This window comes from Microbacterium ureisolvens, assembly GCF_015278315.1.
Taxonomy (GTDB): Bacteria; Actinomycetota; Actinomycetes; order Actinomycetales; family Microbacteriaceae; genus Microbacterium; species Microbacterium ureisolvens.
In genome coordinates this window covers 185122-209797 of record NZ_JADIJE010000004.1, presented here as the reverse complement: position 1 = coordinate 209797, position 24676 = coordinate 185122, and the positions used below count along the sequence as shown (strand labels likewise).

The window sequence follows — 24676 nt, the reverse complement described above, 5'->3', positions numbered from 1 at the left end:
CAGCCGATCACGGAGTTCTCGTCATGCAAGCGCGACGAGATCCGCGTAGTCGCGGCCCCAGATGTCCTCGACGCCGTCCGGCAGGATGAGCACGCGCTCGGGGTTCAGCGCCTCGACCGCGCCCTCGTCGTGCGAGACGAGCACCACCGCACCCTCGTAGTGCGCGAGCGCGCCGAGGATCTCCTCGCGCGAGGCGGGATCCAGGTTGTTCGTGGGCTCGTCCAGGAGCAGCATGTTCGCCGACGACACGACGAGCGTCGCCAGCGACAGGCGCGTCTTCTCGCCGCCCGACAGCACGCCCGCGGGCTTGAGCACATCGTCGCCGGTGAACAGGAACGAGCCGAGCACCTTGCGCGCCTCGGTCGCGGTGATGTCGGGCGCGGCCGACATCATGTTGTCGAGCACCGAGCGCGAGACGTCGAGGTTCTCGTGCTCCTGCGCGTAGTAGCCGATCTTGAGCCCGTGACCGGGCTCGAGCTGGCCGGTGTCGGGCTGGTCGACGCCGGCGAGGATGCGCAGCAGCGTCGTCTTGCCCGCGCCGTTGAGGCCCAGGATCACGACCTTCGAGCCGCGGTCGATCGCGAGGTCGACGTCGGTGAAGATCTCGAGCGAGCCGTAGGACTTCGACAGGCCCGACGCCATCAGGGGCGTCTTGCCGCAGGGCGCGGGCTTGGGGAAGCGCAGCTTCGCCACGCGCTCCTCCTGACGGACATCTTCGAGACCCGACAGCATCTTCTCGGCGCGCGCCACCATCTGGTGGGCGGCCGCCGCCTTGGAGGCCTTCGCGCCGAACCGGGCCGCCTGCTGCTGGAGCACGGTGGCCTTCTTCTCGACGTTGGCGCGCTCCTTCTTGCGGCGCTCCTCGTCGGCGACCCGCTGTCGCAGGTAGTTCTTCCAGTTCATGTTGTAGACGTCGATCACCTGGCGGTTCGCGTCGAGGTAGAACACGCGGTTCACCGTCTCGCCGACGAGCTCCACATCGTGGCTGATGACGATGAGGCCGCCCTTGTACCCCTTGAGGAATTCGCGCAGCCAGACGACGCTGTCGGCGTCGAGGTGGTTGGTCGGCTCGTCGAGGATCATGGTCTGCGCGTCCGAAAACAGGATGCGCGCGAGCTCGATGCGCCGGCGCTGACCGCCCGAGAGGGTCTTCAGCGGCTGGTCGAGGATGCGGTCCGGCAGCGACAGGTTGTGCGCGATCGACGCCGCCTCCGCTTCGGCCGCGTACCCGCCCAGGGCTTCGAACCGCTCCGTGAGGTTGGCGTACTTGCGCATCGCCCGGGCAGCGACCGCCTCGTCCTCGTCTCCCATCGCGAGGGATGCCTCGTGCATGCCGATCGCGAGCGTGCCGAGTCCGCGGGCGTCGAGGATGCGCGTGCGGGCGAGCATCTCGGGATCGCCCGAGCGCGGGTCCTGCGGCAGGTAGCCGAGCTCGCCGGAGCGCTCGACCTTTCCATCGGCGGGGATGAGATCGCCCGCGAGCACCTTGGTCAGCGTGGTCTTGCCGGCGCCGTTGCGGCCGACGAGTCCGATCTTGTCGCCGTCCGAGACGCGGAAGGAGACGTCCGACATGAGCACGCGAGCGCCCACGCGGATCTCGAGGTCGTGCACGGCGAGCACAGCGGAAGTCCGATCCGTCGATGGAGATGGGGAGGTGGCCGAACGGCCAGCCTCCCAGTATACGGGGCGGCCCTCCCGGCCTGTCTCCGGAATACCTCCGCGGGGTGACCCGGTCGATACCGCAGAGGGATGCCTCTGCCTGCGCCGCCCGCATACCGTTCCCGGGTGGACCTCTTCACCGACCTGATCCTCCAGGCCGTCGCGTCGCCCTGGCTCTATGTCACGATGTTCGCGGTGGCGCTCGTGGACGGCTTCTTCCCGCCGATCCCGAGCGAGACGCTGCTGGTCGCCGCGGCGGCGGTCGCGGCATCCACCGGCGATCCTCAGCTGCTGACGCTGGGCGCGGCGGCGGCAGCAGGAGCCGTGATCGGCGACAACATCGCCTTCGCCATCGGCCGGCGCACAGGCACCACGAGATTCGCGTGGATGCGGCGCCCGCGGGTGGCGGGCGCGTTCGCGCGGGCAGGGGGCGCACTCGACCGACGCGGAGCCGCCCTCATCCTCGGCGCCCGCTTCATCCCGGTCGGACGGGTGGCGGTCAACGTCTCGGCCGGCGCGCTGGCGTACCCGTGGCGGCGGTTCGCCGCGCTCACGTTGGCGGCAGGCGTGGGCTGGGCGGCGTACAGCATCGCGATCGGACTGCTGGCCGGCGCATGGCTGAAGGACCAGCCGCTGCTGAGCGCAGGGTTCGGGGTCGTGCTGGCGCTCGCGCTCGGGCTCCTCATCGACCGGCTCGTCGCCCTGCGCTCCCGCCGCGCCGCCCTCTCCCCCGGTGCGGCCGCCTCGCGACTGACAGGATGACATCGTGCGCGACACCTCCTCGCCCGCAGGCGCCCCGCCTCGCCCGCGCCGCCGCCTGAACGTCCGGACGGCGGCGTTCGGCGCGCTCACCCTCACGGCGGTCGCCCTGTTCTCGGTGCTCGTCCCCGTGCTGATCACGCTCTATCGCCAGCCGGCGGCCTTCGCCTTCCTCTTCGGCGCGCTCGCCTGCGCCGCACCGGTGCTGGCCGTGCGGTTCCCCCGCTGGGCGACCGCGCTCTTCGTCGTCTCGGCGATCGTGCTGCCGCTTCCGGTCGCCGAGCTGGAGGGCGCACAATGGCCCTGGCCGTGGTCGGTCCCCGCCATGCTCGTGCTCATCCTGTTCGTCGGGGTGCTGGCGATCGTCCACGGGTGGCGCCTCGCCGTCATCGCGTGGGTCCTCTCGATCGCGGGGACGCTCGCGGTCGCGTTCGGGCTGTCGGGTTCGTACCCCGTCGTCGCGGCGATCGTCAACCTCGTCATCGTGACCTCGGTGTCGGGTGCGGCGCTGCTGGTAGCGGTGCTCGTGGCCAGCCGGCTGCGCGTGGGCGCCGAGCTCACGCGGGAGCGCGAGCTGACCGCGCTCGAGCAGTCACGGCGGGTGCTCGTCGAGGAGCGCACCCGCATCGCGCGGGAGCTGCACGACGTGGTCGCGCACGGGATGTCGCTCATCCAGGTGCAGGCGTCCACGGCGCGGTACCGCGTGCCCGGGCTGTCCGACGAGGCGGTGCACGAGTTCGATGAGATCGCCCGCACCGCCCGCGAGGGCCTCACCGAGATGCGTCGCCTCCTCGGGGTGCTGCGCACCGACGATCAGCGGCAGGAGCTGGCACCGCAGCAGGGGATCGCCGACATCCCGGAGCTCGTTCAAGCGGTGCGGCGCGCGGGCGCCGACATCGACTCCTCCCTCGCACCCGCGCCGGACGCCGTGCCCGCCGCGGTCGACGTCGCCGCCTTCCGCATCGCGCAGGAGGCGCTGAGCAACGCGGTCCGCCACGCACCGCAGTCCCGCATCGAGCTCACGGTGGAGACGGATGCCGCGGCCGTGCGCCTGCTCGTCCGCAACGGCCTGCCAGGCGGTGCCTCGGGCGAGCAGGGTGAGCCGGAACGGGGCCACGGACTTCTGGGCATGCGAGAGCGCGCCGCACTCGTCGGCGGCACGGTGAGCGCCGCACCCGACGCGGACGGCGGCTGGACAGTGCGGGCGGTCCTCCCTCTCGCCGGCCCGGCGCCCGATGCTCCCCCCGCCCGGATCGACGGAGGCTCACAGTGACCATCAGCGTCCTCATCGCAGACGACCAGGCCATGGTGCGCGCGGGCTTCGCCGCGCTGCTGGACGCGCAGGAGGATGTCCGGGTCGTCGGACAGGCCGCGGACGGCGCCGAGGCGGTCACCCTGTCGGCGCGGCTGAACCCGGACGTCGTGCTCATGGACGTCCGCATGCCGGAGCTCGACGGCATCGCCGCGACGCGCCGCATCCTCGGACCCGCCTACCCCGCCGCGCACGTCCCCCGGATCCTCATGCTCACGACGTTCGACATCGACGACTACGTCTACGACGCGCTCGAGGCAGGCGCCAGCGGCTTCCTCCTGAAGGACGCGCTCCCCGAGGACCTCGTCCACGCCGTCCGTGTCGTCGCGGCCGGCGACGCGCTGCTGGCACCGAGCGTGACCCGGCGCATGATCGAGCACTTCGCGGCACGGCGGCCCCGCCCGGGGCGCGCCACCGCCGTGCTGGGCGAGCTCACCGAGCGCGAGCGCGAAGTCCTCACGCTCATCGGCCGGGGCCGTTCCAACGCCGAGATCGCCGCTGACCTCTTCATCTCCGAGCAGACCGTGAAGACGCACGTGGGCAAGGTGCTCGCCAAGCTCGGTGCCCGCGACCGCGTGCAGGCGGTCATCTTCGCCTACGACGCGGGCCTGGTCGAGCCCGCCGGCTGATCCCTCTGCGGGGTGAGGAGCAAACCCCACCACGGGGCGATGCCGCGCGATCCACCGCGTTCATAGCCTTCCCGGGACGCACCCCGAGGAGGAGCCATGACCACCACCCTCGCCGCCACCGCGGCACTCCCATCCGCCGCTTCCGGCAGGGACCGCGCGATCGACTTCGTGCGGGCGCTGTGCATCATCGGCGTCGTCGTGCTCCATGCCATGATGGTCGGCGTCGGAGTCGGGGATGCCGGGCCGTCCTTCGTCAACGCCAGCGATGGGACGTGGTGGATCGTGCCGCTGAGCTGGGTGCTGCAGGTGATGCCCCTGTTCTTCGTGATCGGCGGGTTCTCGGGTGCAACCGCGTTCCGGCGCGCCCGCGCACGCGGCCGAGACGGCGTGGCCTTCGTGGCCGGCCGCGTCCACCGCCTGCTGCTCCCCGCGATCGTGACGATCGCCACCGCCGGGGCACTCCTGGCAGGTCTCGCCGCGGCCGGCGTGGCGCCCGACCTCGTCGCGCTCGCCGGCTTCCGCTTCGCCCAGCCGCTGTGGTTCCTCGGGGTGTTCCTGGTCTGCCAGGCGCTGCTGCCGAGCCTCCTGCGCCTGCACGAGAGAGCGGCAGTGCCGACGATCGGCGTCCTCGCTTCGGCGGCCGTGGCCGTCGACGTCGTGCGCATCGCGAGCGGCGTGGAGGGCCTCGGGTTCCTCAACCTGGCCTTCGTCTGGCTGACCCTGCAGCAGGTCGGCTTCTTCCTGGCCGACGGAAGCATCGACGCCCTGTCCCGCCGCACGCGCTGGACGGCGGCGGCCGCCGCCGTCGCCGGGCTCGCGGTGTCGTTCGCGAGCGGCATCCACTCCCCCGACCTCGTGGCGAATATCAACCCGCCGACGACGGCGCTGCTGCTGGTCGGCGTCGTGCACACCGCGCTGTTCTCCCTTTTCCGTGGTCCGCTGGCGGAGGTCGCCGTCCGCCGGGGCTCCGCCGCCGTCACGCGGTTCGTCACCCCGAGGGCGATGACCATCTACCTGTGGCACATGCCCGTGCTCCTCTGCCTCGCTGGCCTCAGTGCCGCGGGTGCCATGCTGACCGGCATCCCGCTCCCCGCCATCGACGGCGGCTGGTGGTGGCTCACGCGGCCGGCATGGCTTGCGATCGCCCTGGCCGCGACGGCGGTGGTCGCGTGGTGGCTCGGTCGCGTCGAGTCCGCCGCGGCCCCGGCCTCCTCCCGCTCCGCGTGGCGCGTCGGTGGCGCCGTGCTCGCGGGAACGACGGCTATCGCACTGCTGTTGATCGCGGGCACCGACACAGGCACGGCGCTCGTGGCCGTCGCGCTTCTCGCGGGGGCGCTGCGCCTGGCGCGGCAGCCTGCGCGGCGTGTCCGCGCCGCGGCACGGCCTGCGCTCGCATGAGACGGAGGCGCCCCGCTCCAGGGCCGGGGCGCCTCCGCTTTGGCGACCGCGGACAGCGCTTCGCCCGATCATTCGTGGACGGCGTCCAAGTATGCCGACGGTCCTCCCCCTAGGCTGAGTGCCATGTCATCCATCGCCGCCGCTCCGACCGCTTCCGCCGGAAACCGTCGCGTGCTCGCCGACGTCATCGCCCGCCCGTCCTCGCGCGCCCGCGCCTTCGCCCTCGACGCCGGTCTGGTCGTGGCGGGCGCCGCGATCGTCGCCCTGCTCGCGCAGGTCGAGATTCCGCTGTGGCCCGTCCCCATCACCGGTCAGACGCTCGGCGTGATCGTCGTCGGCGCAGCGCTCGGCGCATGGCGTGGCGCCGCCGCCCTGACGACCTACATGCTCGTCGGGCTCGCCGGCCTCCCGGTCTTCGCAGGCTTCACCGGAACGCTCGCCGCGGTCGCCAAGCCGAGCTTCGGCTTCGTGATCGGCTTCATCTTCTCCGCCTTCGTGGCAGGCTGGTTCGCCGAGCGCGCATGGGACCGCCGTCCTGCGCTCGCATTCCTCGGCTTCGCCGCCGCGAGCGTCGTGCCGTTCCTCTTCGGCATCCCCTACATGGCGTTCATCCTCAACGTCGTGATGGGCCTGGACTACTCGTTCCTCGCCGTCCTGCAGGCCGGCCTCTTCCCGTTCATCGTCGGCGGACTGATCAAGGCCGCGCTGGCAGCTGCGATCATCCCGGGCGCATGGGCACTCGTCCGCAAGGTGGACCAGACCAAGGACTGAACGGATGCCTCGTGCCGAGGCATCCGTCGCCGAAAGCCCCGGCCACCCGGCCGGGGCTTTCGTTCGTGACGCGGGCATGACGAAACGGATTGGCGCTCGAGGAAACGGCTGGGTAAGGTTGGCCTTACTGCGCCCGAATAAGGGCATCCTTACCTAAACTTTCCGGAGGAATCCGTGCGCCTGTCCCGCCCTGTCACCGCCGCCGCGATGCTGGCCGCCGCAGCCATCGCTCTCGCCGGCTGCGCCACCCCCGCGGCCGACAACGCCGACGAGGCCACGACCGCCTCGTCGGGGGACGCCTTCCCCGTCACGATCGAGCACGCCTTCGGCGAGACGGTCATCGAGTCGCAGCCCGAGCGGGTGGCGACGGTGTCGTGGTCCAACCAGGAGGTGCCGCTGGCGCTCGGTGTGGTGCCGGTCGGCATGGCCGAGGTCACGTGGGGCGACGACGACGGCGACGGGGTGCTCCCGTGGGTGGAGGACAAGCTGGCGGAGCTCGACGCCGAGACCCCGGTGCTCTTCGACGAGGCTGACGGCATCGACTTCGAGGCCGTGGCCGACACCCAGCCCGACGTCATCCTGGCCGCGTACTCCGGCCTCACGCAGGAGGACTACGACACGCTTTCGAAGATCGCGCCCGTCGTGGCGTACCCGGAGGTCGCCTGGGGCACGTCCTACGAGGACATGATCCGTCTGAACTCGGCCGCCCTCGGGCTCTCGGAGGAGGGCGACGCCCTCATCGACGAGCTCCACGGCGAGGTCGACACGGCGCTGGCCGCCCACCCCGAGCTCGCCGATTCGGCCGTGCTCTTCTCGTACATCGACCCTTCGGACTTCAGCCAGATCGGCTTCTACACGAATCTCGACACGCGACCCGGCTTCCTGGCGAGCCTCGGCCTGCCGGAGCCGACGGTTGTCGCCGAGGAGTCCGACGGAGAGGCCTTCTACACGACCGTCAGCGCCGAGCAGGCCGACCGCTTCGCCGACGTCGACGTCTTCGTCACCTACGGTGACGCCGGCGGCTCGATCGTCGCGCAGCTGCAGGCCGACCCGCTGCTGTCGCAGATCCCCGCCATCGCCGAGGGCCGCATCGCGATCCTCGAGGAGTCCACGCCGCTGGCCGCGTCCGCGAACCCGTCTCCGCTGTCGATCAGCTGGGGCATCGACGAGTACTTCGCCCTGCTCGCCGGCGCGCTGGGCTGAACGATCCCCGCATGATCCTTCGGGGTGTGATCGAGTGACTTCGACCGAGGTCCGATCGCCGTCGCCGGATGCCGCGAACCTGCGGCGTCCGGCGGCGGTGCGACTGGGCTGGCTCGGCGTCGCATCGCTCGCGCTCGCGGCGCTGTGCGTGGCCTCGGTCGCGTTCGGCGTGCGCGACGTCGGCCTCGGAGACATCTTCGCGGGGCTCGCCGGCGACACCGGCGGCGTCGCCCAGGCGGCGGTCGTCGCACGGCTGCCTCGGACCGTGCTCGCTGTTCTGGTGGGCGCCGCCCTGGCGATGTCGGGTGCCGCCATGCAGGCCGTGACCCGCAACCCCCTCGCCGATCCGGGCATCCTCGGCGTCTCGGGCGGCGCCGCGCTCGCCGTCGTGATCGGCATCGCCTTCTTCGGCATGTCGGATCCCTACGCCTTCATCGCGGCGTCGATCATCGGCGCCGGCGCGGCGGCCGTGTTCGTCTACACGGTGGGGTCGCTCGGCCGCGGCGGTGCCACGCCGCTCAAGCTCGCTCTGGCGGGTGCAGCATCCTCCGCCGCCTTCATGTCGCTCGTGAGCGCCGTGCTGCTGCCCCGCGTCGACCTCCTCGAGACGTTCCGGTTCTGGCAGATCGGCGGCGTCGGCGGCGCGACGTGGGACCGCATCGCCACCATCGCGCCGGTGCTGGCCGTCGGCGCCATCGTCACGATCGCCTGCGCCCGCGGGATGAACTCTCTCGCCCTGGGCGACGACGTGGCCACCGGCCTCGGCGAGCATGTGCTGCGCACGCGCCTGATCGCATCCGCCGGAGCCGTGGTCCTCTGCGGCGCGGCGACCGCCATCGCCGGGCCCATCGCCTTCGTCGGGCTCATCATCCCGCACCTGTGCCGGCTGCTGGTCGGCACCGACCATCGCTGGCTGCTGCCCTTCTCGGCGATCGCGGGCGCCGCGCTCCTCGTCGCGGCCGACGTGGTGGGGCGCGTCGTCGCGCGACCGGACGAGATCGAGGTCGGCATCCTCACCGCGCTCATCGGCGCCCCGTTCTTCATCTGGATCGTGCGCCGGCAGAAGGTGCGGGAACTATGATCACCGGCACCCTCTCCCCCGTCACCGTGCAGACCGTCGTCACGGGGCGCCGACGCCGCTCCCGTCGTCGCGTGCTCGTCACCGGCGCGCTCGCCGTCGGCGTCGTTCTCGTCTTCGCCGCATCGCTCATGATCGGCCAGACCTTCTACGGTCCCGATGAGGTGATTCGGGTGATCCTCGGCGAGACGGTGCCCGGCGCCTCGTTCACGGTCGGCGAACTGCGCCTGCCGCGAGCCGTCCTCGCCGTGGTGGCGGGATTCGCGTTCGGCATCGCCGGCGTGACGTTCCAGACGATGCTGCGCAATCCGCTCGCCTCCCCCGACATCATCGGCATCACGGCGGGCGCCAGCGCGTCGGCCGTGTTCGGCATCGTGATCCTGTCGCTGAACGACACCGCGGTCTCGGTGCTCGCCGTCGCCGGCGGACTGCTCACGGCCCTCGCGATCTACCTGCTGTCGAACAAAGGCGGCTTCGCCGGTACCCGCCTGATCCTCATCGGCATCGGCGTCGCGGCGATGCTCGACGCGGTCATCACCTACGTCCTGTCGAAGGCGCCCGCCTACGATCTGCAGGCGGCGATGCGCTGGCTGACCGGCAGCCTCAATGGTGCGACCTGGTCGGCGGTGCTGCCGCTGGCGATCGCGAGCGCGGTGCTGGTTCCGGCCCTGCTGTCGCGGGGCCGCGACCTCGACACCATGCGCCTCGGCGACGACGCGGCCGCCGCCCTCGGTGTGCGCCTGCAGGGCAGCCGCGTGCTCGCGATCGTCGCGGCGGTCGCGCTGCTGGCGTTCGCGACCGCCGCCACCGGCCCCATCGCCTTCGTCGCTTTCATGGCCGGCCCGATCGCAGCGCGGATCGTGGGTCCTGGCGGCTCTCTGCTGCTGCCGTCGGGGCTCGTCGGCTCACTGCTGGTGCAGCTCGCGGACCTCCTGGGGCAGTTCGCGTTCGACAGCCGCTACCCCGTCGGCGTCGTCACGGGCGTGCTCGGCGCTCCGTTCCTCATCTATCTCCTCATCAGGACGAACCGAGCCGGAGGCTCGCTATGACCGAATCCCACCGACTGTCGGCTGAAGGTCTGACGCTCTCGTACGGCGATCGCACAATCGTCGAGCGCCTCGATCTCGACGTGCCGCCCGGGCGCATCACCGCGATCGTCGGAGCCAACGGCTGCGGCAAGTCGACGCTCCTGCGGGCGCTCGCGCGTCTGCTCTCACCCCGCGAGGGACAGGTGGTCCTCGACGGCAAGGCGCTCCACGGACGCCCGACGAAAGAGATCGCGCGCACCCTCGGCCTGTTGCCGCAGAGCCCGGTCGCCCCGGAGGGCATCGCGGTGGCCGACCTCGTCGGACGCGGACGCCACCCGCATCAGAAGCTTCTGGCGCGCTGGAGCGCCCACGACTACGAGGTGGTCGCGCGTGCGCTCGCCTCCACCGGCATCGAGGACCTTGCGGATCGCTCTGTCGACGAACTGTCCGGCGGACAGCGTCAGCGGGCGTGGATCGCCATGGCTCTCGCCCAGGAGACCGACATCCTGCTGCTCGACGAGCCCACCACCTTCCTCGACGTCGCGCACCAGGTCGAGGTGCTCGACCTCCTCACCGATCTCAACCGCGAGCACGGCACGACGATCGTGATGGTCCTGCACGACATCAACCTCGCCGCGCGATACTCCGATCACCTCTTCGCGCTGCGCGCCGGCCGCCTGATCGCGAGCGGCGCGCCGGACGACGTCGTGACGGGTGAGCTCGTCCGCAACGTGTTCGACCTCGACGCGCTCGTCGTCCCCGACCCCGTGTCGGGTTCGCCCATCGTCCTCCCCCGCGGCCGCCACCACGTGTCGCCCTCGACTCCCGCCACCGCGGCCGCCCTCGGCGCCGTGGCGGCCTCACCTCTTCCGACAGGAGCCTCCGATGTCTGACGCCGACGTGCCCTACCGCTTCTTCCGCGCCCGCGTGACCGCGATCGCCGACGTGACGCCGAGCTTCCGCCGCTTCACCTTCGGAGGCGACGACCTCGGCGAGTACGGCGACCCCGGCCTCGACCAGCGCATCAAGATCGTGTTCCCCACGCGCACGCTGGGCCTGGACGCCATGCCGACCGGTGACGACTGGTACGCGCAGTGGCGCGAGCTGCCCGAGGAGCGACGCCTGCCGTTCCGCACGTACACGACGCGGTATGTGCGCAACCATCTGAGCGAGGTCGACGTCGACATGGTGTCGCACGATGTGATCGGTCCGGCGTCGGACTGGATCGCGCGTGCGGCCGTCGGCGACGAGGTGCTGATCTTCGCTCCCACCGTCGCGCACAGCGGCGTGAGCTTCGGGATCGACTTCGTGCCTCCGGCGCGCGTCGACGCGATCCTCCTCGCCGGCGACGAGACCGCCGCCCCGGCGATCGCGGCCATCCTCGAGCAGCTCCCGCGAGAGGCGCGCGGCGTGGTCGCGGTCGAGCTGCCGCACGCCGAGGACGCGGAGTACCTCCCCCGTCACCCCGGCTTCGAGTACCGCATCGGGTCACGCGGCGACGGCGAGCGTCACGCGCACCTCGTCGAGTCGGTGACGGATGCCGCGGCCGTCCTCGCGCCGGCGGGAGCCGGTGCAGACGTCGAGGAGGTCGACATCGACACCGACATCCTCTGGGAGGTCCCGCGCACGGCGAAGGGCGGAGCGGCGCTCAAGAGCGCCCGCCTCTACGCGTGGCTCGCGGGCGAGGCGGGAGCGATCAAGGCGCTGCGCCGCCACCTCGTCGCCGAGCGCGGCGTCGACCGCCGTGCCGTCGCCTTCATGGGCTACTGGCGCCTCGGGCGCGCGGAGAACTGACCCCGCGCCCGTCCAGGGCTCACTTCGGCGCCGCGGTCTCGTGCGCGTGCCCGAGCCGCAGCCCGGGGATGAGCGCAGCGAGTGCGAGCACCACGGCGATGGCGAACACGGCCGGGAATCCGGCATCCGTCCCCACCAGCGCCGTGAACACGAGACCCATCACGGCGATCGAGGACGCCGAGCCGACCGAGTCCGAGATCGACAGCGCCGACGAGTTAAACCCCTGGTTCTGCGCCGTCGAGTACGCGAGCGTCAGCACGGTGAGCCGCGGGTACATCAGGCCCATGCCGCCGCCCGCGAGGGACCAGCCGACGATGAGCACCGCGGGGTGGAGTGTCAGCAGGGCGGTCACCACCGCGACCAGAAGGGCCGCCACCAGCAGCGCGGTGCCGATCAGCGTGATCCGGGTGTTGCCGAGCCGGTCGCCGAACCGGCCCTGGACGTCGGCGGCGGCCGCCCACGCGAGCGCCGCCGCGGTGAGGCCGAGGCCCGCCCAGGTCGGCGAGAAGCCGTAGTCGTCGATCAGCAGATACGGGATGTAGATCTCGGCGCCGAACAGCGCACCGGCGATGAGGCCGCGCATCAGCACGACGCTCGGAAGACCCCGCGCCGCCAGCAGCGTGCCGCGCGGCAGCAGCGGCCGCGAGGCGAGGCCGATGACGAGGACGGATGCCGCCACCGCCGCCCACGCCCATCCGCCGAGCTCGCCGGCGAGGCTGAGCCCCAGCGCACCCACCGCGCACGCCACCGCGCACGCCAGTCGCGGCGCGATGCGGGAGGTGGCGGGCTCGTCGGTGTGCAGCGGGAGGCCGTGCAGGCGCGCCGCGACCATCGCGAAGGCGACCACGGTCAGAGCGGCGACGCCCAGGAACACCCAGCGCCAGTGCAGGAACTCGGCGACAGCTCCCGCGAGGAACGGACCGATGAGCGAGGGCACGACCCACGCGGCAGAGAACGCGGCGAACACGCGGCCGTGCATCGTGCCGGGGTAGACGCGGGCGACCACGACGTACAGCGCGACAGTCTGCCCGCCGGTGCCGAGTCCCTGGACCAACCGCCCCGCCACGAGTACCGGCATCGTGAGCGCGAAGCCCGCGATCAGCAGACCGACGACGAAGAGGCCGACCGCGGTGCTGAGCGGGGCGAGCACCCCGCCGCGGTCGCACCATGCGCCGACCGCAACCATGCCGATGACGCTCGTCGCCAGCGTGCCGGCGAACGCCACGGCGTACAGGCGCTCCCCGTCGAGGTCGGCGCTGACGACCGGCATCACGGTCGTGACGGCGAGCGACTGCATCGCGGCGAGGAAGATGAGCGCGACGGCGCCCACCGTCACCCAGACGTAGCGGGCGTTCCAGATCCCGGTCGTGGGAGCGGCAGCCCCGGTCACGATCGCGCCAGGGCGCCGATGCGCTCCACCGCCTCGCGGAGGAGTTCCGGAGCGCAGCCGAAGTTGATGCGGACGTGTCCCTTGCCCTCGGTGCCGAAGAGCGGCCCGTGATGCAGCGCCACCTTCGCCTCGCGGAGGATGCGCACCGCCGGGTTGTCGCCCCAGCCGTAGGCCGACACATCCACCCACGCGAGGAATCCGGCGTCGGGTGGCAGGTAGCGCGCGTGCGGCAGGTGCTCGGCGAGCAGCTCGCCGAGGAGGACGCGGTTGCTGTCGAGAGCGGCGAGCAGGCTTGCCAGCCACTCATCGCTGTCCGCCGAGTAGGCCGCGACGTTCGACAGCGCCCCGAAGAGCCCGGTCCGCCATTCCACCTCCCACGGCAGGGCGCGCAGCTCCTTCACCTGGGGCTCGGCGCCCGCGATCATCACGGCGCACTTCAGCCCTGCCAGGTTGTAGGTCTTGCTCGCGCTGGTGACGGCGTAGCCCACGCGGCGCGCCGAATCGGAGGCGGCGAGGAACGGGGTGAAGGCCTTTCCGGGGTGCGTCAGGGGCGCGTGGATCTCGTCGCTGACGACAGTCGCGCCGAAGCGGTCTGCGATGTCGGCCAGGGCGGCGAGCGTCTGGCGGCTGTGCACCGTGCCCGTCGGGTTGTGCGGGTTGCACAGCAGCACGGCGCGCGCGCCACCCGCCAGCGCGGCCTCGACGCCACGGAGGTCGATCTCCCATCCGCCGCTGTTCGCGAGAAGGGGCACGCGCTCGACCACGCCGCCGGCCTCCTCCACCGTGTCGTAGAAGGGCGGATACACCGGCGGCATCACGACGACGCGGTCACCGGGCGCGATGACCCTCCGGAGGATCTCGACGACCCCCATCATCACGTCGCCCGTCCAGAAGACGTGCGACGGCTCGACGGCCCAGTCCCACCGGCGCAGCGCGAAGTCGACGAAGGCCTCGCGCACTCCGGGGTCGGGCGGGGTGTACCCCGTGTCGCCGAGCTCGACCGCACGCGTGAGCACCCGGGTGATCGCGGGAGCGAGCGCGTAGTCCGTCTCCGCCACGAAGAACGGCAGGACATCCTCCCCGTACTTGCGCCACTTGGTGCTCGAGCGCTGTCGCAGTTCGGCGATGGGCAGGGCTTGCAGGGGGGTGACGCTCACCCCTCGACCCTATCGAGCCCCCGGGCGCGCGCCGCCGAGTGAGTCACCGTGTGAAGGTGCCGAGCCCGTGCTGGTCGAAGTACTCGAGAACCAGGTTGTCGCCGTCGAACGTCGCCTTCGAGACCGAGCCCGGTGGGGCGTTCTCACTGAACGGGCGGAAGACGAATTCGTCGCCCGACCAGTGCTCGAGTGCCCAGCGGCCGGTCGGACCGAGCGCGAGCTCCAGCTCGTCGCCGACGAGCTGCACCGTCGCGGCACCGAAGTACTCGTTGGCGTACTCCCCCGTGTAGGCCTCGAGATCCTGCGCGGCAGCCGCGTCCGACGGTGCCGTCTCACCGACCAGCTCCCCGAAGGGCTCGGACTCCCCTTCGAAGACGCCCATGAACAGCGGCAGCCAGTCGCGGCGTTCGTGGCCGTACTGGGCGATGTCGAGGAACCGCGCCGCGATGCCCTCCGGCACGCCGTTGGCCGAGGCGTTGGAGAGCACGACGATGCCGAGCCCCGCGCCCGGCAGCAGCTTGAACACCGTGCCCGTGCCCAGCAGGAAGGCACCGGAGTGGTTCACGTCGACCAGCCCGCCGGGCGTCGTGCCGACGTTGAACCCGTAGCCGTAGTAGCCGGCCCGTGATCCGAACGAGCTCGGCGGCGAGCCCACGATCTGCGGTGACATCGCGGGAACGAGAGAGGATGCCTCGACGAAGGCCTCGCCGTCGTGCTCGCCGCCCGCGAGCAGCATCGACAGCCACGTCATCAGGTCGGTGATGTTCGAGCTCACCCCTCCCGCGGGCGACTGCTCGTCCGGCTGCCGCTGATCCGGCGTGACGACCCACTCGCCGTTCAGCGGCAGGTGCCCGAGCGCGCGGTTCTCTCGTGATTCGAGGTCTTCGTAGCGCGAACTCGTCGACGTCATTCCCAGCGGTTCGTAGAGGAGTCGCTCGGACAGATCGGGCCACTCCTCCCCCGCGGCTCGCGCGACGGACTCACCGGCAGCCGTGATGTCGAAGTTGCCGTACGCGTAGGTCGACCGCCACGGCGCGAGCGGGATCAGGCTGAGCCGCTCGAGGATCGTGGCACGGTCGTAGCCGATCTCCTCGAGCTCGTCTCCGGCGTGCTTGAAGAGCCCCGACCGGTGCGCGTACATGTCGGCGATCGTCACGTGCGAGCCGACATACGGGTCGGAGAGCGTGAACCCGTCCAGGTGCTCCGCCACCGGCGTGTCCCAAGACACGTAGCCCTCGTCGATGGCACGGGCGACGACGCTCGCGCCGATCGACTTCGACACCGACGCCAGCGCGAACACCGTGTCGGCGTCGACGGGCTCGCCGCTGTCGAGGTCTCGCACGCCGAAGCCCTCGGCGTACAGCACCTCGCCCTCGTAGACCACGCCTACGGCGATGCCCGGCGTGCCCGAGGCCTCCATCGCCGACTCGACGGACGCTTCGAGGTCGTCCACCGCCGCGTCGACCTGAGCCCGCGTGACGGTGGCCAACGCGTCCGCGCCGGGATCCGGATTCATCGTCGCCGTCGCGCTCGGCGTCGGCTCGGTGGAGGCGTCCGCGAAAGTGCAGGCGGTCAGCCCGGACAGGACCAGGACGGCGCCGCCGACGGCGGACACGACACGCAGCTTGTTCCCCGACATGTGCCGAGTGTGGCACACGCCTCCGGGGCCGCGTCAACGGACGCGAGGTGTCAGGCGTTGGTCAGATCGCGAAGCCGAGCGCGCGCATCATGTCACGCCCGTCGTCGGTGATGCGCTCGGGTCCCCACGGCGGCATCCACACCCAGTTGATGCGGAACCGCTCGACGATGTCGTCGAGCGCCTGCGCCGTCTGCTCCTCGAGCACGTCGGTGAGCGGGCAGCCCGCCGACGTGAGCGTCATGTGGATGACCAGCGCGTCGTTCTCGTCGTCCCAGGCGAGGTCGTAGATGAGGCCGAGGTCGACGACGTTGATCCCGAGCTCCGGGTCCATGACGTCTTTGAGAGCTTCGGTGACCTCGTCGTACTTCTCGGGCGTGAGCGTCGCGGTCATATGCCGATCCTACGCTTCGGTTCCGACGGGGGCTTCGGCCGACTCCTCTTCGCCCGCGGGCAGGAACCGGTCGTAGCCCTCGTCCTCGAGGCGGTCGGCCAGCTCGGGGCCGCCTTCCTCGACGATGCGCCCGTTCACCATGACGTGCACGTAGTCGGGGTGGATGTAGCGCAGGATGCGGGTGTAGTGGGTGATGAGGAGCACGCCCAGGTCGGTCTCGGACTTGGCGCGGTTCACACCCTCCGACACGATCTTCAGCGCGTCGACGTCCAGGCCGGAGTCCGTCTCGTCGAGCACGGCGATCTGCGGCTTCAGCAGCTCCAGCTGCAGGATCTCGTGGCGCTTCTTCTCTCCGCCGGAGAAGCCCTCGTTGACGTTTCGCTGCGCGAACTTGGGGTCCATGCGCAGGTTCTTCATCGACGCCTTGACGTCCTTCGTCCACGTGCGGATGGACGGCGCCTCGCCGTCGATCGCCGTCTTCGCGGTGCGCAGGAAGTTGGTCACGGTCACGCCGGGGATCTCGACGGGGTACTGCATCGCGAGGAACAGACCGGCGCGCGCACGCTCGTCGACCGACATCTCGAGGACGTCCTCGCCGTCGAGGCTGATGGAGCCGCTCGTGACGTTGTACTTGGGGTGACCGGCGATCGTGTAGGCGAGCGTCGACTTGCCGGAGCCGTTGGGGCCCATGATCGCGTGGGTCTCGCCCGTGCGGATCGTCAGGGTCAGGCCGTTGAGGATGGGGGTGGTTCCAGCATCCGTCTCGACCGTCACGTGGAGGTCGCGGATCTCGAGGACAGACATTCTTCAGTACCTTCTTCAGTTCACTTCGAGCTTGACTGTCGCGTCGATGAGCACGTCATCGCCGTCGACGGTGACCGCGAAGACCGGGACCGGCTCGTACGCGGGGAGATTGAGGGGCTTGCCGGTGCGCAGCGAGAACGCCGACCCGTGGGCCCAGCACTCGAGCGTGTCGCCGTCGACGAATCCTTCCGACAGCGAGATGTCGCCGTGCGTGCAGACGTCGCCGATGGCGTGGACGTCGCCGTTGGAGTCGAGCACGACGGCGATCGCGACGCCGTCCACCTCCACCCGGCGGGCCTCGTCCTGGACGAGGTCGCTGAGGGCGCACACGCGCTGCGCGGTCATCGGCCGGCCTCCCTGGCGAGCTCTTCCTCGATCGTGGCGAACAGGTCCGCCTCGAGGTCGTCGACACCGATCTTCTGCACGATCTCGGCGAGGAATCCCAGCACGACCAGGCGACGCGCCTCGTCCTCGGGGATGCCGCGCGCCTGCAGGTAGAAGAGCTGCTCGTCGTCGAAGCGGCCGGTCGCGCTCGCGTGGCCGGCACCGCGGATGTCGCCCGTCTCGATCTCGAGGTTCGGGATCGACTCGGCACGAGCCCCGTCGGTGAGAACGAGGTTGCGGTTGGCCTCGTACGAGTCGGTGCCCACGGCATCCGGTCCGATGAGCACGTCGCCGATCCAGACGCTGCGCGCCGACTCGCCCTGCAGCGCGCCCTTGTAGAGCACGTCGCCCGAGGTCTCGGCACCCTTGTGGTGCAGGTACACCTGGCTCTCGAGGTGCTGGCCCGAGTCGGAGTAGCTGAGGCCGTACAGCTCGGCGCGAGAGCCGGTGCCCGCGAGCTCGACGCTGGGGTTCACCCGCACCACGCCGCCGCCGAAACTGACGACCACGTGGCGCAGCGTCGCGTCGCGCTCGACACGAGCCTGGTGCGAGGACGCGTGCACTGCATCGTCGTCCCATTCCTGCACCGAGACGAGGGTGAGGTGGGCGCCGTCGCGCACGATGATCTCGACGTTCTGCGCGTGGGTCGCCGTTCCGGTGTGACGGAGGACGACCGTCGCGTGCGAGTTGGCCTGCGCCTCGACGACCACGTGCGCGTGGGCGAGACCGCCGGTTCCCTTCAGCGACACCAGGATCGGCTCACGGTACTCGGCGCCGGCCGGGATGCGCAGCAAGGGCGCCTCGGCCTCCTGCTTCCACGCGATGGCGCTCGGCAGATCCTCGGGGCGGAACACCTCGCCGCGCGGCGCGGTGCCGGCGCGGAGGCGCTCCTGCACGAGGCTGTCGGGCGCGTGGACGTCGACCTCGATCACGCCGTGGGGGCCGGCCTCGTCGACGAAGAGCGGCTGGAGCTTGGGCGTCGGCGTGTGCTTCCAGTTGACCTCGCGGCCCGTCGGCGCCTCGAAGGCGGCGGGGTCGAACGACCAGGGTCGCTCGGAGCGGGTCTGCACGGGCACGAACGCACCGGCGCCATCGGAGTGGCCCTTCGCGCCGGGAACGGTGGGGGCCTCGGTGGTGGGGCTCATCTAGCCGACGGATCCTTCCATGCCCATCTCGATGAGCTTGTTGAGTTCGAGCGCGTACTCCATGGGCAGCTCGCGCGCGATGGGCTCGATGAACCCGCGCACGATCATGGCCATGGCTTCGTCTTCGGGCATGCCCCGGCTCATCAGGTAGAACAGCTGCTCCTCGCTGACCTTCGAGACCGTGGCCTCGTGGCCGAGCTGGACGTCGTCCACCCGGATGTCGATCGCGGGATAGGTGTCGGAGCGCGAGATCGTGTCGACCAGCAGGGCGTCGCAGCGGACGGTGTTGGCCGAGTGGTGCGCGTTGGCGTCGACGCGGACCTCGCCGCGGTAGCCGGCGCGACCGCCGCCGCGTGCGATCGACTTCGAGACGATCGACGACTGCGTGTACGGCGCCATGTGGATCATCTTCGCGCCGGCGTCCTGGTGCTGACCCGGGCCTGCGAAGGCGACCGACAGGGTCTCGCCCTTGGCGCGCTCGCCCATCAGGAAGATCGACGGGTACTTCATCGTGACCTTCGACCCGATGTTGCCGTCGATCCACTCCATCGTCGCGCCCTCGTGGGCGACGGCCCGCTTGGTGACCAGGTTGTAGACGTTGTTCGACCAGTTCTGGATCGTCGTGTAGCGCACGCGGGCGTTCTTCTTCACGATGATCTCGACGACGGCCGAGTGCAGCGAGTCGCTCTTGTAGATGGGGGCGGTGCACCCCTCGATGTAGTGGACGTACGAGTCCTCGTCGGCGATGATGAGCGTCCGCTCGAACTGGCCCATGTTCTCGGTGTTGATGCGGAAGTACGCCTGCAGCGGGATCTCGACGTGCACGCCCTTCGGCACGTAGACGAACGAGCCTCCCGACCACACCGCGGTGTTGAGCGCCGCGAACTTGTTGTCGCCGGCCGGGATGACCGTGCCGAAGTACTCCTCGAAGAACTCGGGGTGCTCACGCAGCGCCGTGTCGGTGTCCATGAAGATGACGCCCTGCGCCTCGAGGTCCTCGCGGATCTGGTGGTAGACGACCTCGGACTCGTACTGCGCGGCGACGCCCGCGACCAGGCGCTGGCGCTCGGCCTCGGGGATGCCGAGCTTCTCGTACGTGTTGCGGATGTCTTCGGGGAGGTCCTCCCACGACTGCGCCTGCTTCTCGGTGGAGCGGACGAAGTACTTGATGTTGTCGAAGTCGATGTCGCTGAGATCGGCTCCCCACGTGGGCATCGGCTTGCGCTCGAACAGCTGCAGGCCCTTCAGACGGGTTTTGAGCATCCACTCCGGCTCGGCCTTGAGCGCCGAGATGTCGCGGACGACCGCGTCACTCAGTCCCCGTCGCGCACTCGCGCCGGCGGCGTCGGCGTCGTGCCAGCCGAACTCGTAGACGCCCAGGCCATCCAGCTCCGGGCGATCGATCAGCACATCAGACATCGTCACGTTCTCCTCCGGGCCCTGGCGGTGTCATCCGTCCCGGCATCCGTTCTCTCCGGTGGAGATACCGGAGGGGGGATGCCGCTTCTCGGGCCCTCTCAAGCGGCGCCGACCTTCGCGCCTAGACTGTCAGTGGTGCGCGGCGCTCTGTAGCCACTCGCTCAGTGCACGCGCTCCGACCCCTCGATTCTACAGGTTCCACCCCCACCCGGCCGCGCCGTGACATCCCGCCAGGGCCGCGACGCGTCCGCCGGCGTGGTGCCGGGGAACCTCTCCCAGGAAGCGACGAGCAGCATGTCCGCGCAGCAGACCACGACCACCGCACCCGGAATCGGGCAGCGCTTCTGGCAGTGGCTCCCCGACCACGTCGACAAGCGGATCCGCGTGTTCGCGTGGCTGTCGTTCATCGCCGAGGTGACGATCATCGGCACCGGCGGCGCGGTGCGCCTGACCGGCTCGGGCCTCGGCTGCCCCACCTGGCCCCTGTGCACGGCGGAATCGCTCGTGCCGACACCGGGCATCGACGAGGGCATCCACTCGCTCATCGAGTTCGGCAACCGGCTGATGACCGGCGTGGTCGGACTGATCGCGCTGGCCGTCTGGATCCTCGTCCTGAAGATCCGTCGCGAGCGGCGCGACCTGTACGTGCTGTCCGTGGTCGTCGTGGGCGGCGTCGCCGCCCAGGCCATCGTCGGCGGCATCACGGTGCTCACCGGCCTCAACCCCTTCATCGTCGGGTTCCACTACGTCTCGTCGCTGGCGCTCGTGTGCGTGACGGCGGCCTTCCTCGTGCGGATGTCGCAGCCGGCCGGTCCGCGCGCGCTGCTGGTCCCCCGGTGGCACGCGGTGCTCGTCCACGTGACGAGCCTCGCGATGGCGCTCACGATCGCCTTCGGCGTGCTGACGACCGGCGCGGGCCCCCACTCGGGCGACGCCGACGCCGGGCGCAACGGCTTCAACGCCGAGGTGCTGGAGCACGTCCACGCCTGGCCGGGCTACGCCCTGTTCGCGCTCACGATCGCGCTGGTCGTCGCCGGCTGGCGGGCGCGCGCGGCCGCGCCCGCGCTGCTGCGGTGGACCTTCATCCTGCTGGCCGTCGAGTTCGTGCAGATCGCCGTCGGCCTGTACCAGGCGCGCAACGGTCTGCCCGAGCTCGCGGTCGGCGTGCACATGGTGCTCGCCGCACTGGCGGCGGCGACCATGACCACGGTCGTGCTGCAGCTGAAGGCGCCCGTCGCAGCGATGGCCGACAAGGTGTCGCACACAGCTGATCCATAGCAACCGGATTGGCGCCGCACGGCCTGGTTTGGGAGGGTGGGATGCCGCGGCCACACGGGTCGCGCATCTCGAGGAGTGATCGACACATGCCCACCCGTCCCCGTCTCATCAGCAGCATCCCGTTCTGGGGTCTCCTCGTCGTCTCGCTCGCGACGATCGCCGGCGGCTGGTACATCACCACCGACAAGCTCGGCTCCATGACGACGACGCTGACCGACGGCAGCGCGACCGGTGTCGACGTATACGTCGGCCAGTCGATCGCGCAGCTCGGCTCCATCCTCATCGGCGCCGGCATCATCGGCGTCCTGCTGACCCTGGCCGTCGCCGCACTGTCGACGCTGCGCCCGCACCCGCCGGTCGAGGTCGTCGAGCCCATCGACTGGAACTCCGAGGCAGAGACGGCCGCCGAGGCCGCCCCCGTTGCCGTCGCGCCGGCAACGGCCGCCACGGCGTCCTCCGTCCCGGCACCCGCCGCGGAGCCCGCCATCACGAAGCCGGCCGCCGAGGGCGTGCAGACGCCGGCCGCCGTCGCTGCGGGCGACGAGTCGGACCGCACGCGCTGAGCAGCGACATGAGTAGGGGCCGCCCGGCATGCCGGGCGGCCCCTTCTCATTCCCCGCCGGTTGCGCGCACGTCGACGCCGTCCGCGGCTCGCCGCCGCCCCGCCGACTGCGACTGGGCCCGCAGCGCCTCGTCCGCGAGCCGTTCCCGCTCACGGGTGCCGCCGGCAAGCTCCGCCGCTTCGGCATAGGCCGCCGCGGCCTCGCCCCACCTGCCCAGTTCGGCCAGGAACGCGGCGCGGGCGGCGGGAAGGTAGGCGTAGCGCCCGAGCTCCGGCGCCACCCCGGCCGCCTCGACCGCCGTGAGCCCCGCCGCCGGGCCGTCGCGCATCCCCACGGCGACAGCGCGGTTGAGGGCGACGACCGGGCTCGGCCACTGGGCCTCGAGAACCTCGTACAGCTCGGCGATCCGCGTCCAGTCGGTCGCGGCCCAGGTCGGCGCCTGAGCGTGCACGGCCGCGATCGCGGCCGAGATCGCGAAGCGGTCGACGGGACCGGCTGCCGCCGCCTCGAGCAGAGCCAGCCCCTCGCCGATCCTGGCGCGATCCCACCGGGACCGGTCCTGCTCCGGGAGCAGCCGGCCGCGTGTCGCACGGCGCGCGTCGATCAGCAGCATGAGGGCGAGCAGGCCCGCGACCGAGCGATCGCGGGGCAGCTGGGCGCGCAGGTTCCGCGTGAGGGCGATCGTCGCAGCCGTGAGTTCGTCATGGACGACCTCGTCTCCCGAGGGCGGGGCATGACCGACCGTGAAGGCGAGGTAGAGCACGTCGCACACCGCCGACACCCGTCGCGGCAGCTCGCGCACGTCGGGGACGCCGAACGGGATGCGCGCGGCGGTGATCTTGCGCTTGGCCCGCGTGATCCGCGCCGCCATGGCCGACTCGCTCACCAGGAAAGCGGTCGCGATATCGGAGGTCGTGATGCCGCACACCAGCCGAAGGGTGAGCGCGACCTGGGACTCACGCCCGAGCGCGGGATGACAGCACATGAAGATCAGTCGCAGCCGATCGTCGGAGGGCAGCGGCGCCTCGTCGTCGAGCTGCTCCTCGCGGACGAGCAGCGGCAGTCTCTGCCGCAGCGCCGCCCGGCGACGCAGTTGGTCGCGCCCGTGGTTGGCGGCCACGGTGGTCAGCCACGCTCCCGGGCGGTCCGGAATACCGCGATCCGGCCAGACCTCGACAGCGCGCGCGAACGCCTCCTGGGCGCATTCCTCTGCGAGGTCGAGGTCGCCCGTGAGGCGCGCGGTGGTGCCGACGACCGCACCCCATCCGGCGCGGTGCGCCTCGGCGATGGCGGCCGAGACCACGGCGGTCGGCACGGGGCCGGCTGCGGCATCCATCGTCTACGAATGATCCACGAGCGGGTGCACCTGCACGCCGCCGTGTCCCTGTCGCACCTCTGCGAGCAGGCCGGCGAGGTCGAGCGCGGCATCGAGGTCGGGCACGTCGACGACGTAGAAGCCGCCGAGCACCTCCTTCGTCTCGAGGAAGGGCCCGTCGGTGATGAGGGGCTGCTCACCGCCGGATCGCAGCGTGGTGGCCATGCGTGTCGGCTCGAGCTCTCCGGAGGCGCGGATCGACGCCGCCGCGCGCTCGCGGAAGGCGCGATGGCCCTCGTCGACACGCTGCCGTTCGTCGTCCGTGACGGCGTCCCAGCGGGCCTCGTCGCCGTAGATCAGGATCAGGTACTGCGCCATGTGCGCCTCCTCGGTCGTCGAGAGGCATTGTGCCCCTCATTCCACCGACGAACGAGAGCCGCCCGATTCGACAGACGGAGTGGTCAGAAGGGCAGCAGCGGGTCGACAGCGATCGCGACGAACAGCAGCGTGAGGTACGTGATCGACGCGTGGAACACGCGCATCGGCCGCGGCTCGGTCCCGCGGACCGCGCGGTTGTAGAGCACGTGGGACTCGTAGATGAACCACCCGCCGAAGACGAGCGAGGACACCGTGTAGACCAGGCCCATGTCGGCGACGGGGATCAGCAGCAGCGAGCAGACGACGGTGGCCCAGGCGTAGAGGATGACCTGGAGCCCGACCTGCGAGCCCTCACGGGTCGCGCCGAGCATGGGGACGTCGACCTCTTCGTACTGGTCCTTGTACTTCATCGACAGCGGCCAGTAGTGCGGCGGGGTCCACAGGAAGACGAGGGCGAAGAGGATGACCGGCGGCCACGCGAGCGACCCGGTCACCGCCGTCCAGCCGATCAGCACCGGGAAGCAGCCCGCGATGCCGCCCCACACGATGTTCTGCTCGGTGCGGCGCTTGAGGATCATCGTGTATATGACCACGTAGAAGAAGATGGCGACGGCCGACAGCGTGGCGGCCAGCCAGTTGGTGGTCAGCCACAGCCACACCGTCGAGAAGACCGCCAGCGACCAGGCGAAGATCAGCGCGCCGCGAGGCGAGACCTCGCCGGTGACGAGCGGACGGTTCACCGTACGCTGCATGTGCGCGTCGATGTCGCGGTCGAGGTACATGTTGAACGCCGCGGCGGAGCCGGCGCTCGCGGTGCCGCCGATGACGGTCGCGATGATGAGCCACAGGCTCGGGAAGCCGCCCTGAGCGAGGATCATGACCGGCACGGTCGTCACCAGCAGCAGTTCGAGCACGCGGGGCTTCATCAGCGCGATGTACGCGCGGACGGTGCGGCCGAAGGTCTGCCGAGACCGGCGGGTTCCGTCGACGGATGCCTCGGCCCCGGCCGTCTTCGTGCTGTCCATGGCCCCCGCAATCGCCGCCTGCAGAATCCCCCCAAGTCTAGGGCATCGGCGTGTCGCGCCCCGCCCGCGGGAGCGACGGGGACTCCGGCGCCGACCGGAGGGGGATCACATCGACGACGACCTCGGCGTGAGCAGAACGTGACTCCTGCGACACCGG

Annotated in this window: 24 protein-coding genes; 12 read left to right on the top strand and 12 right to left on the bottom strand. The window is 71.0% G+C overall.

Annotated features, from left to right (window positions below; translation table 11 throughout):
* Positions 1 to 21: 21 nt before the first annotated feature.
* Positions 22 to 1620, bottom strand: a complete 1599-nt coding sequence (locus IM767_RS08305) for an ABC-F family ATP-binding cassette domain-containing protein (protein WP_109209356.1) — start codon at positions 1618 to 1620, stop codon at positions 22 to 24.
* 165 nt (positions 1621 to 1785) lie between these two features.
* On the opposite strand from IM767_RS08305, the gene IM767_RS08300 reads away from it, so the two are divergent.
* The 10 genes from IM767_RS08300 to IM767_RS08255 all read left to right on the top strand — a co-directional run bounded on the left by IM767_RS08300 (position 1786) and on the right by IM767_RS08255 (position 11631).
* Entirely contained in the window at positions 1786 to 2421 is a 636-nt protein-coding gene (locus tag IM767_RS08300) for a DedA family protein (protein ID WP_109209355.1), read from the top strand.
* Positions 2422 to 2425: 4 nt separating this feature from the next.
* Entirely contained in the window at positions 2426 to 3691 is a 1266-nt protein-coding gene (locus IM767_RS21000) for a sensor histidine kinase (protein WP_109209354.1), read from the top strand.
* On the top strand, positions 3688 to 4359 hold the full coding sequence (locus IM767_RS08290; RefSeq protein WP_109209353.1) for a response regulator: 672 nt from the start codon (positions 3688 to 3690) through the stop codon (positions 4357 to 4359). Before IM767_RS21000 ends, IM767_RS08290 begins: the two co-directional genes overlap by 4 nt.
* A 96-nt stretch (positions 4360 to 4455) precedes the next feature.
* A complete protein-coding gene (locus IM767_RS08285) occupies positions 4456 to 5757 on the top strand; it encodes an acyltransferase family protein (protein ID WP_109209352.1) in 1302 nt (433 codons plus the stop codon).
* Between the two features lie 123 nt (positions 5758 to 5880).
* On the top strand, positions 5881 to 6528 hold the full coding sequence (locus tag IM767_RS08280) for a biotin transporter BioY (RefSeq protein ID WP_109209351.1): 648 nt from the start codon (positions 5881 to 5883) through the stop codon (positions 6526 to 6528).
* Positions 6529 to 6702: 174 nt separating this feature from the next.
* On the top strand, positions 6703 to 7731 hold the full coding sequence (locus IM767_RS08275; RefSeq protein WP_109209350.1) for an iron-siderophore ABC transporter substrate-binding protein: 1029 nt from the start codon (positions 6703 to 6705) through the stop codon (positions 7729 to 7731).
* Between the two features lie 34 nt (positions 7732 to 7765).
* Positions 7766 to 8812, top strand: coding sequence for a FecCD family ABC transporter permease (locus IM767_RS08270; protein WP_109209349.1), 1047 nt, complete (start codon positions 7766 to 7768; stop codon positions 8810 to 8812).
* The gene (locus IM767_RS08265; RefSeq protein ID WP_109209348.1) at positions 8809 to 9858 is read left to right on the top strand and encodes a FecCD family ABC transporter permease; all 1050 of its coding nucleotides are present in this window, start codon (positions 8809 to 8811) and stop codon (positions 9856 to 9858) included. The genes IM767_RS08270 and IM767_RS08265 overlap by 4 nt, the downstream gene beginning before the upstream one ends.
* Complete coding sequence (locus tag IM767_RS08260) at positions 9855 to 10730, top strand: ABC transporter ATP-binding protein (protein WP_109209347.1); 876 nt, start codon at positions 9855 to 9857, stop codon at positions 10728 to 10730. Before IM767_RS08265 ends, IM767_RS08260 begins: the two co-directional genes overlap by 4 nt.
* Complete coding sequence (locus IM767_RS08255; protein WP_109209346.1) at positions 10723 to 11631, top strand: siderophore-interacting protein; 909 nt, start codon at positions 10723 to 10725, stop codon at positions 11629 to 11631. Before IM767_RS08260 ends, IM767_RS08255 begins: the two co-directional genes overlap by 8 nt.
* A 19-nt stretch (positions 11632 to 11650) precedes the next feature.
* On the opposite strand, the gene IM767_RS08250 is transcribed toward IM767_RS08255, so the two are convergent.
* The 8 genes from IM767_RS08250 to sufB form a co-directional block, all read right to left on the bottom strand.
* On the bottom strand, positions 11651 to 13021 hold the full coding sequence (locus IM767_RS08250; RefSeq protein WP_109209345.1) for an MFS transporter: 1371 nt from the start codon (positions 13019 to 13021) through the stop codon (positions 11651 to 11653).
* The gene (locus IM767_RS08245) at positions 13018 to 14178 is read right to left on the bottom strand and encodes a MalY/PatB family protein (RefSeq protein WP_109209344.1); all 1161 of its coding nucleotides are present in this window, start codon (positions 14176 to 14178) and stop codon (positions 13018 to 13020) included. The genes IM767_RS08250 and IM767_RS08245 overlap by 4 nt, the downstream gene beginning before the upstream one ends.
* A gap of 43 nt (positions 14179 to 14221) precedes the next feature.
* Positions 14222 to 15817, bottom strand: coding sequence for a serine hydrolase (locus IM767_RS08240; protein ID WP_198425751.1), 1596 nt, complete (start codon positions 15815 to 15817; stop codon positions 14222 to 14224).
* 61 nt (positions 15818 to 15878) lie between these two features.
* Positions 15879 to 16208: a metal-sulfur cluster assembly factor gene (locus IM767_RS08235; RefSeq protein ID WP_045298811.1), complete on the bottom strand. Its 330-nt coding sequence runs from the start codon at positions 16206 to 16208 to the stop codon at positions 15879 to 15881.
* A gap of 9 nt (positions 16209 to 16217) precedes the next feature.
* Positions 16218 to 17012 (bottom strand): Fe-S cluster assembly ATPase SufC, encoded by a 795-nt coding sequence (sufC, locus tag IM767_RS08230; protein WP_109209343.1) that lies wholly within the window; start codon positions 17010 to 17012, stop codon positions 16218 to 16220.
* 15 nt (positions 17013 to 17027) lie between these two features.
* Positions 17028 to 17357: a non-heme iron oxygenase ferredoxin subunit gene (locus IM767_RS08225; RefSeq protein ID WP_109209342.1), complete on the bottom strand. Its 330-nt coding sequence runs from the start codon at positions 17355 to 17357 to the stop codon at positions 17028 to 17030.
* Positions 17354 to 18541, bottom strand: coding sequence for a Fe-S cluster assembly protein SufD (gene sufD, locus IM767_RS08220; protein WP_109209341.1), 1188 nt, complete (start codon positions 18539 to 18541; stop codon positions 17354 to 17356). The genes IM767_RS08225 and sufD overlap by 4 nt, the downstream gene beginning before the upstream one ends.
* Complete coding sequence (gene sufB, locus IM767_RS08215) at positions 18542 to 19960, bottom strand: Fe-S cluster assembly protein SufB (protein WP_109209340.1); 1419 nt, start codon at positions 19958 to 19960, stop codon at positions 18542 to 18544.
* Between the two features lie 294 nt (positions 19961 to 20254).
* Here sufB and IM767_RS08210 point away from each other — a divergent pair, with 294 nt between their 5' ends.
* On the top strand, positions 20255 to 21238 hold the full coding sequence (locus tag IM767_RS08210) for a COX15/CtaA family protein (protein WP_109209509.1): 984 nt from the start codon (positions 20255 to 20257) through the stop codon (positions 21236 to 21238).
* Between the two features lie 86 nt (positions 21239 to 21324).
* Positions 21325 to 21801: a dinucleotide-utilizing enzyme gene (locus IM767_RS08205; protein ID WP_239453204.1), complete on the top strand. Its 477-nt coding sequence runs from the start codon at positions 21325 to 21327 to the stop codon at positions 21799 to 21801.
* 46 nt (positions 21802 to 21847) lie between these two features.
* On the opposite strand, the gene IM767_RS08200 is transcribed toward IM767_RS08205, so the two are convergent.
* From IM767_RS08200 to IM767_RS08190, 3 genes are all read right to left on the bottom strand, one after another.
* On the bottom strand, positions 21848 to 23137 hold the full coding sequence (locus IM767_RS08200) for an RNA polymerase sigma factor (RefSeq protein WP_109209339.1): 1290 nt from the start codon (positions 23135 to 23137) through the stop codon (positions 21848 to 21850).
* A 3-nt stretch (positions 23138 to 23140) separates the two neighbouring features.
* Positions 23141 to 23494: a YciI family protein gene (locus IM767_RS08195; protein ID WP_109209338.1), complete on the bottom strand. Its 354-nt coding sequence runs from the start codon at positions 23492 to 23494 to the stop codon at positions 23141 to 23143.
* Between the two features lie 83 nt (positions 23495 to 23577).
* A complete protein-coding gene (locus IM767_RS08190) occupies positions 23578 to 24519 on the bottom strand; it encodes a heme o synthase (RefSeq protein WP_109209337.1) in 942 nt (313 codons plus the stop codon).
* Positions 24520 to 24676: the final 157 nt, after the last annotated feature.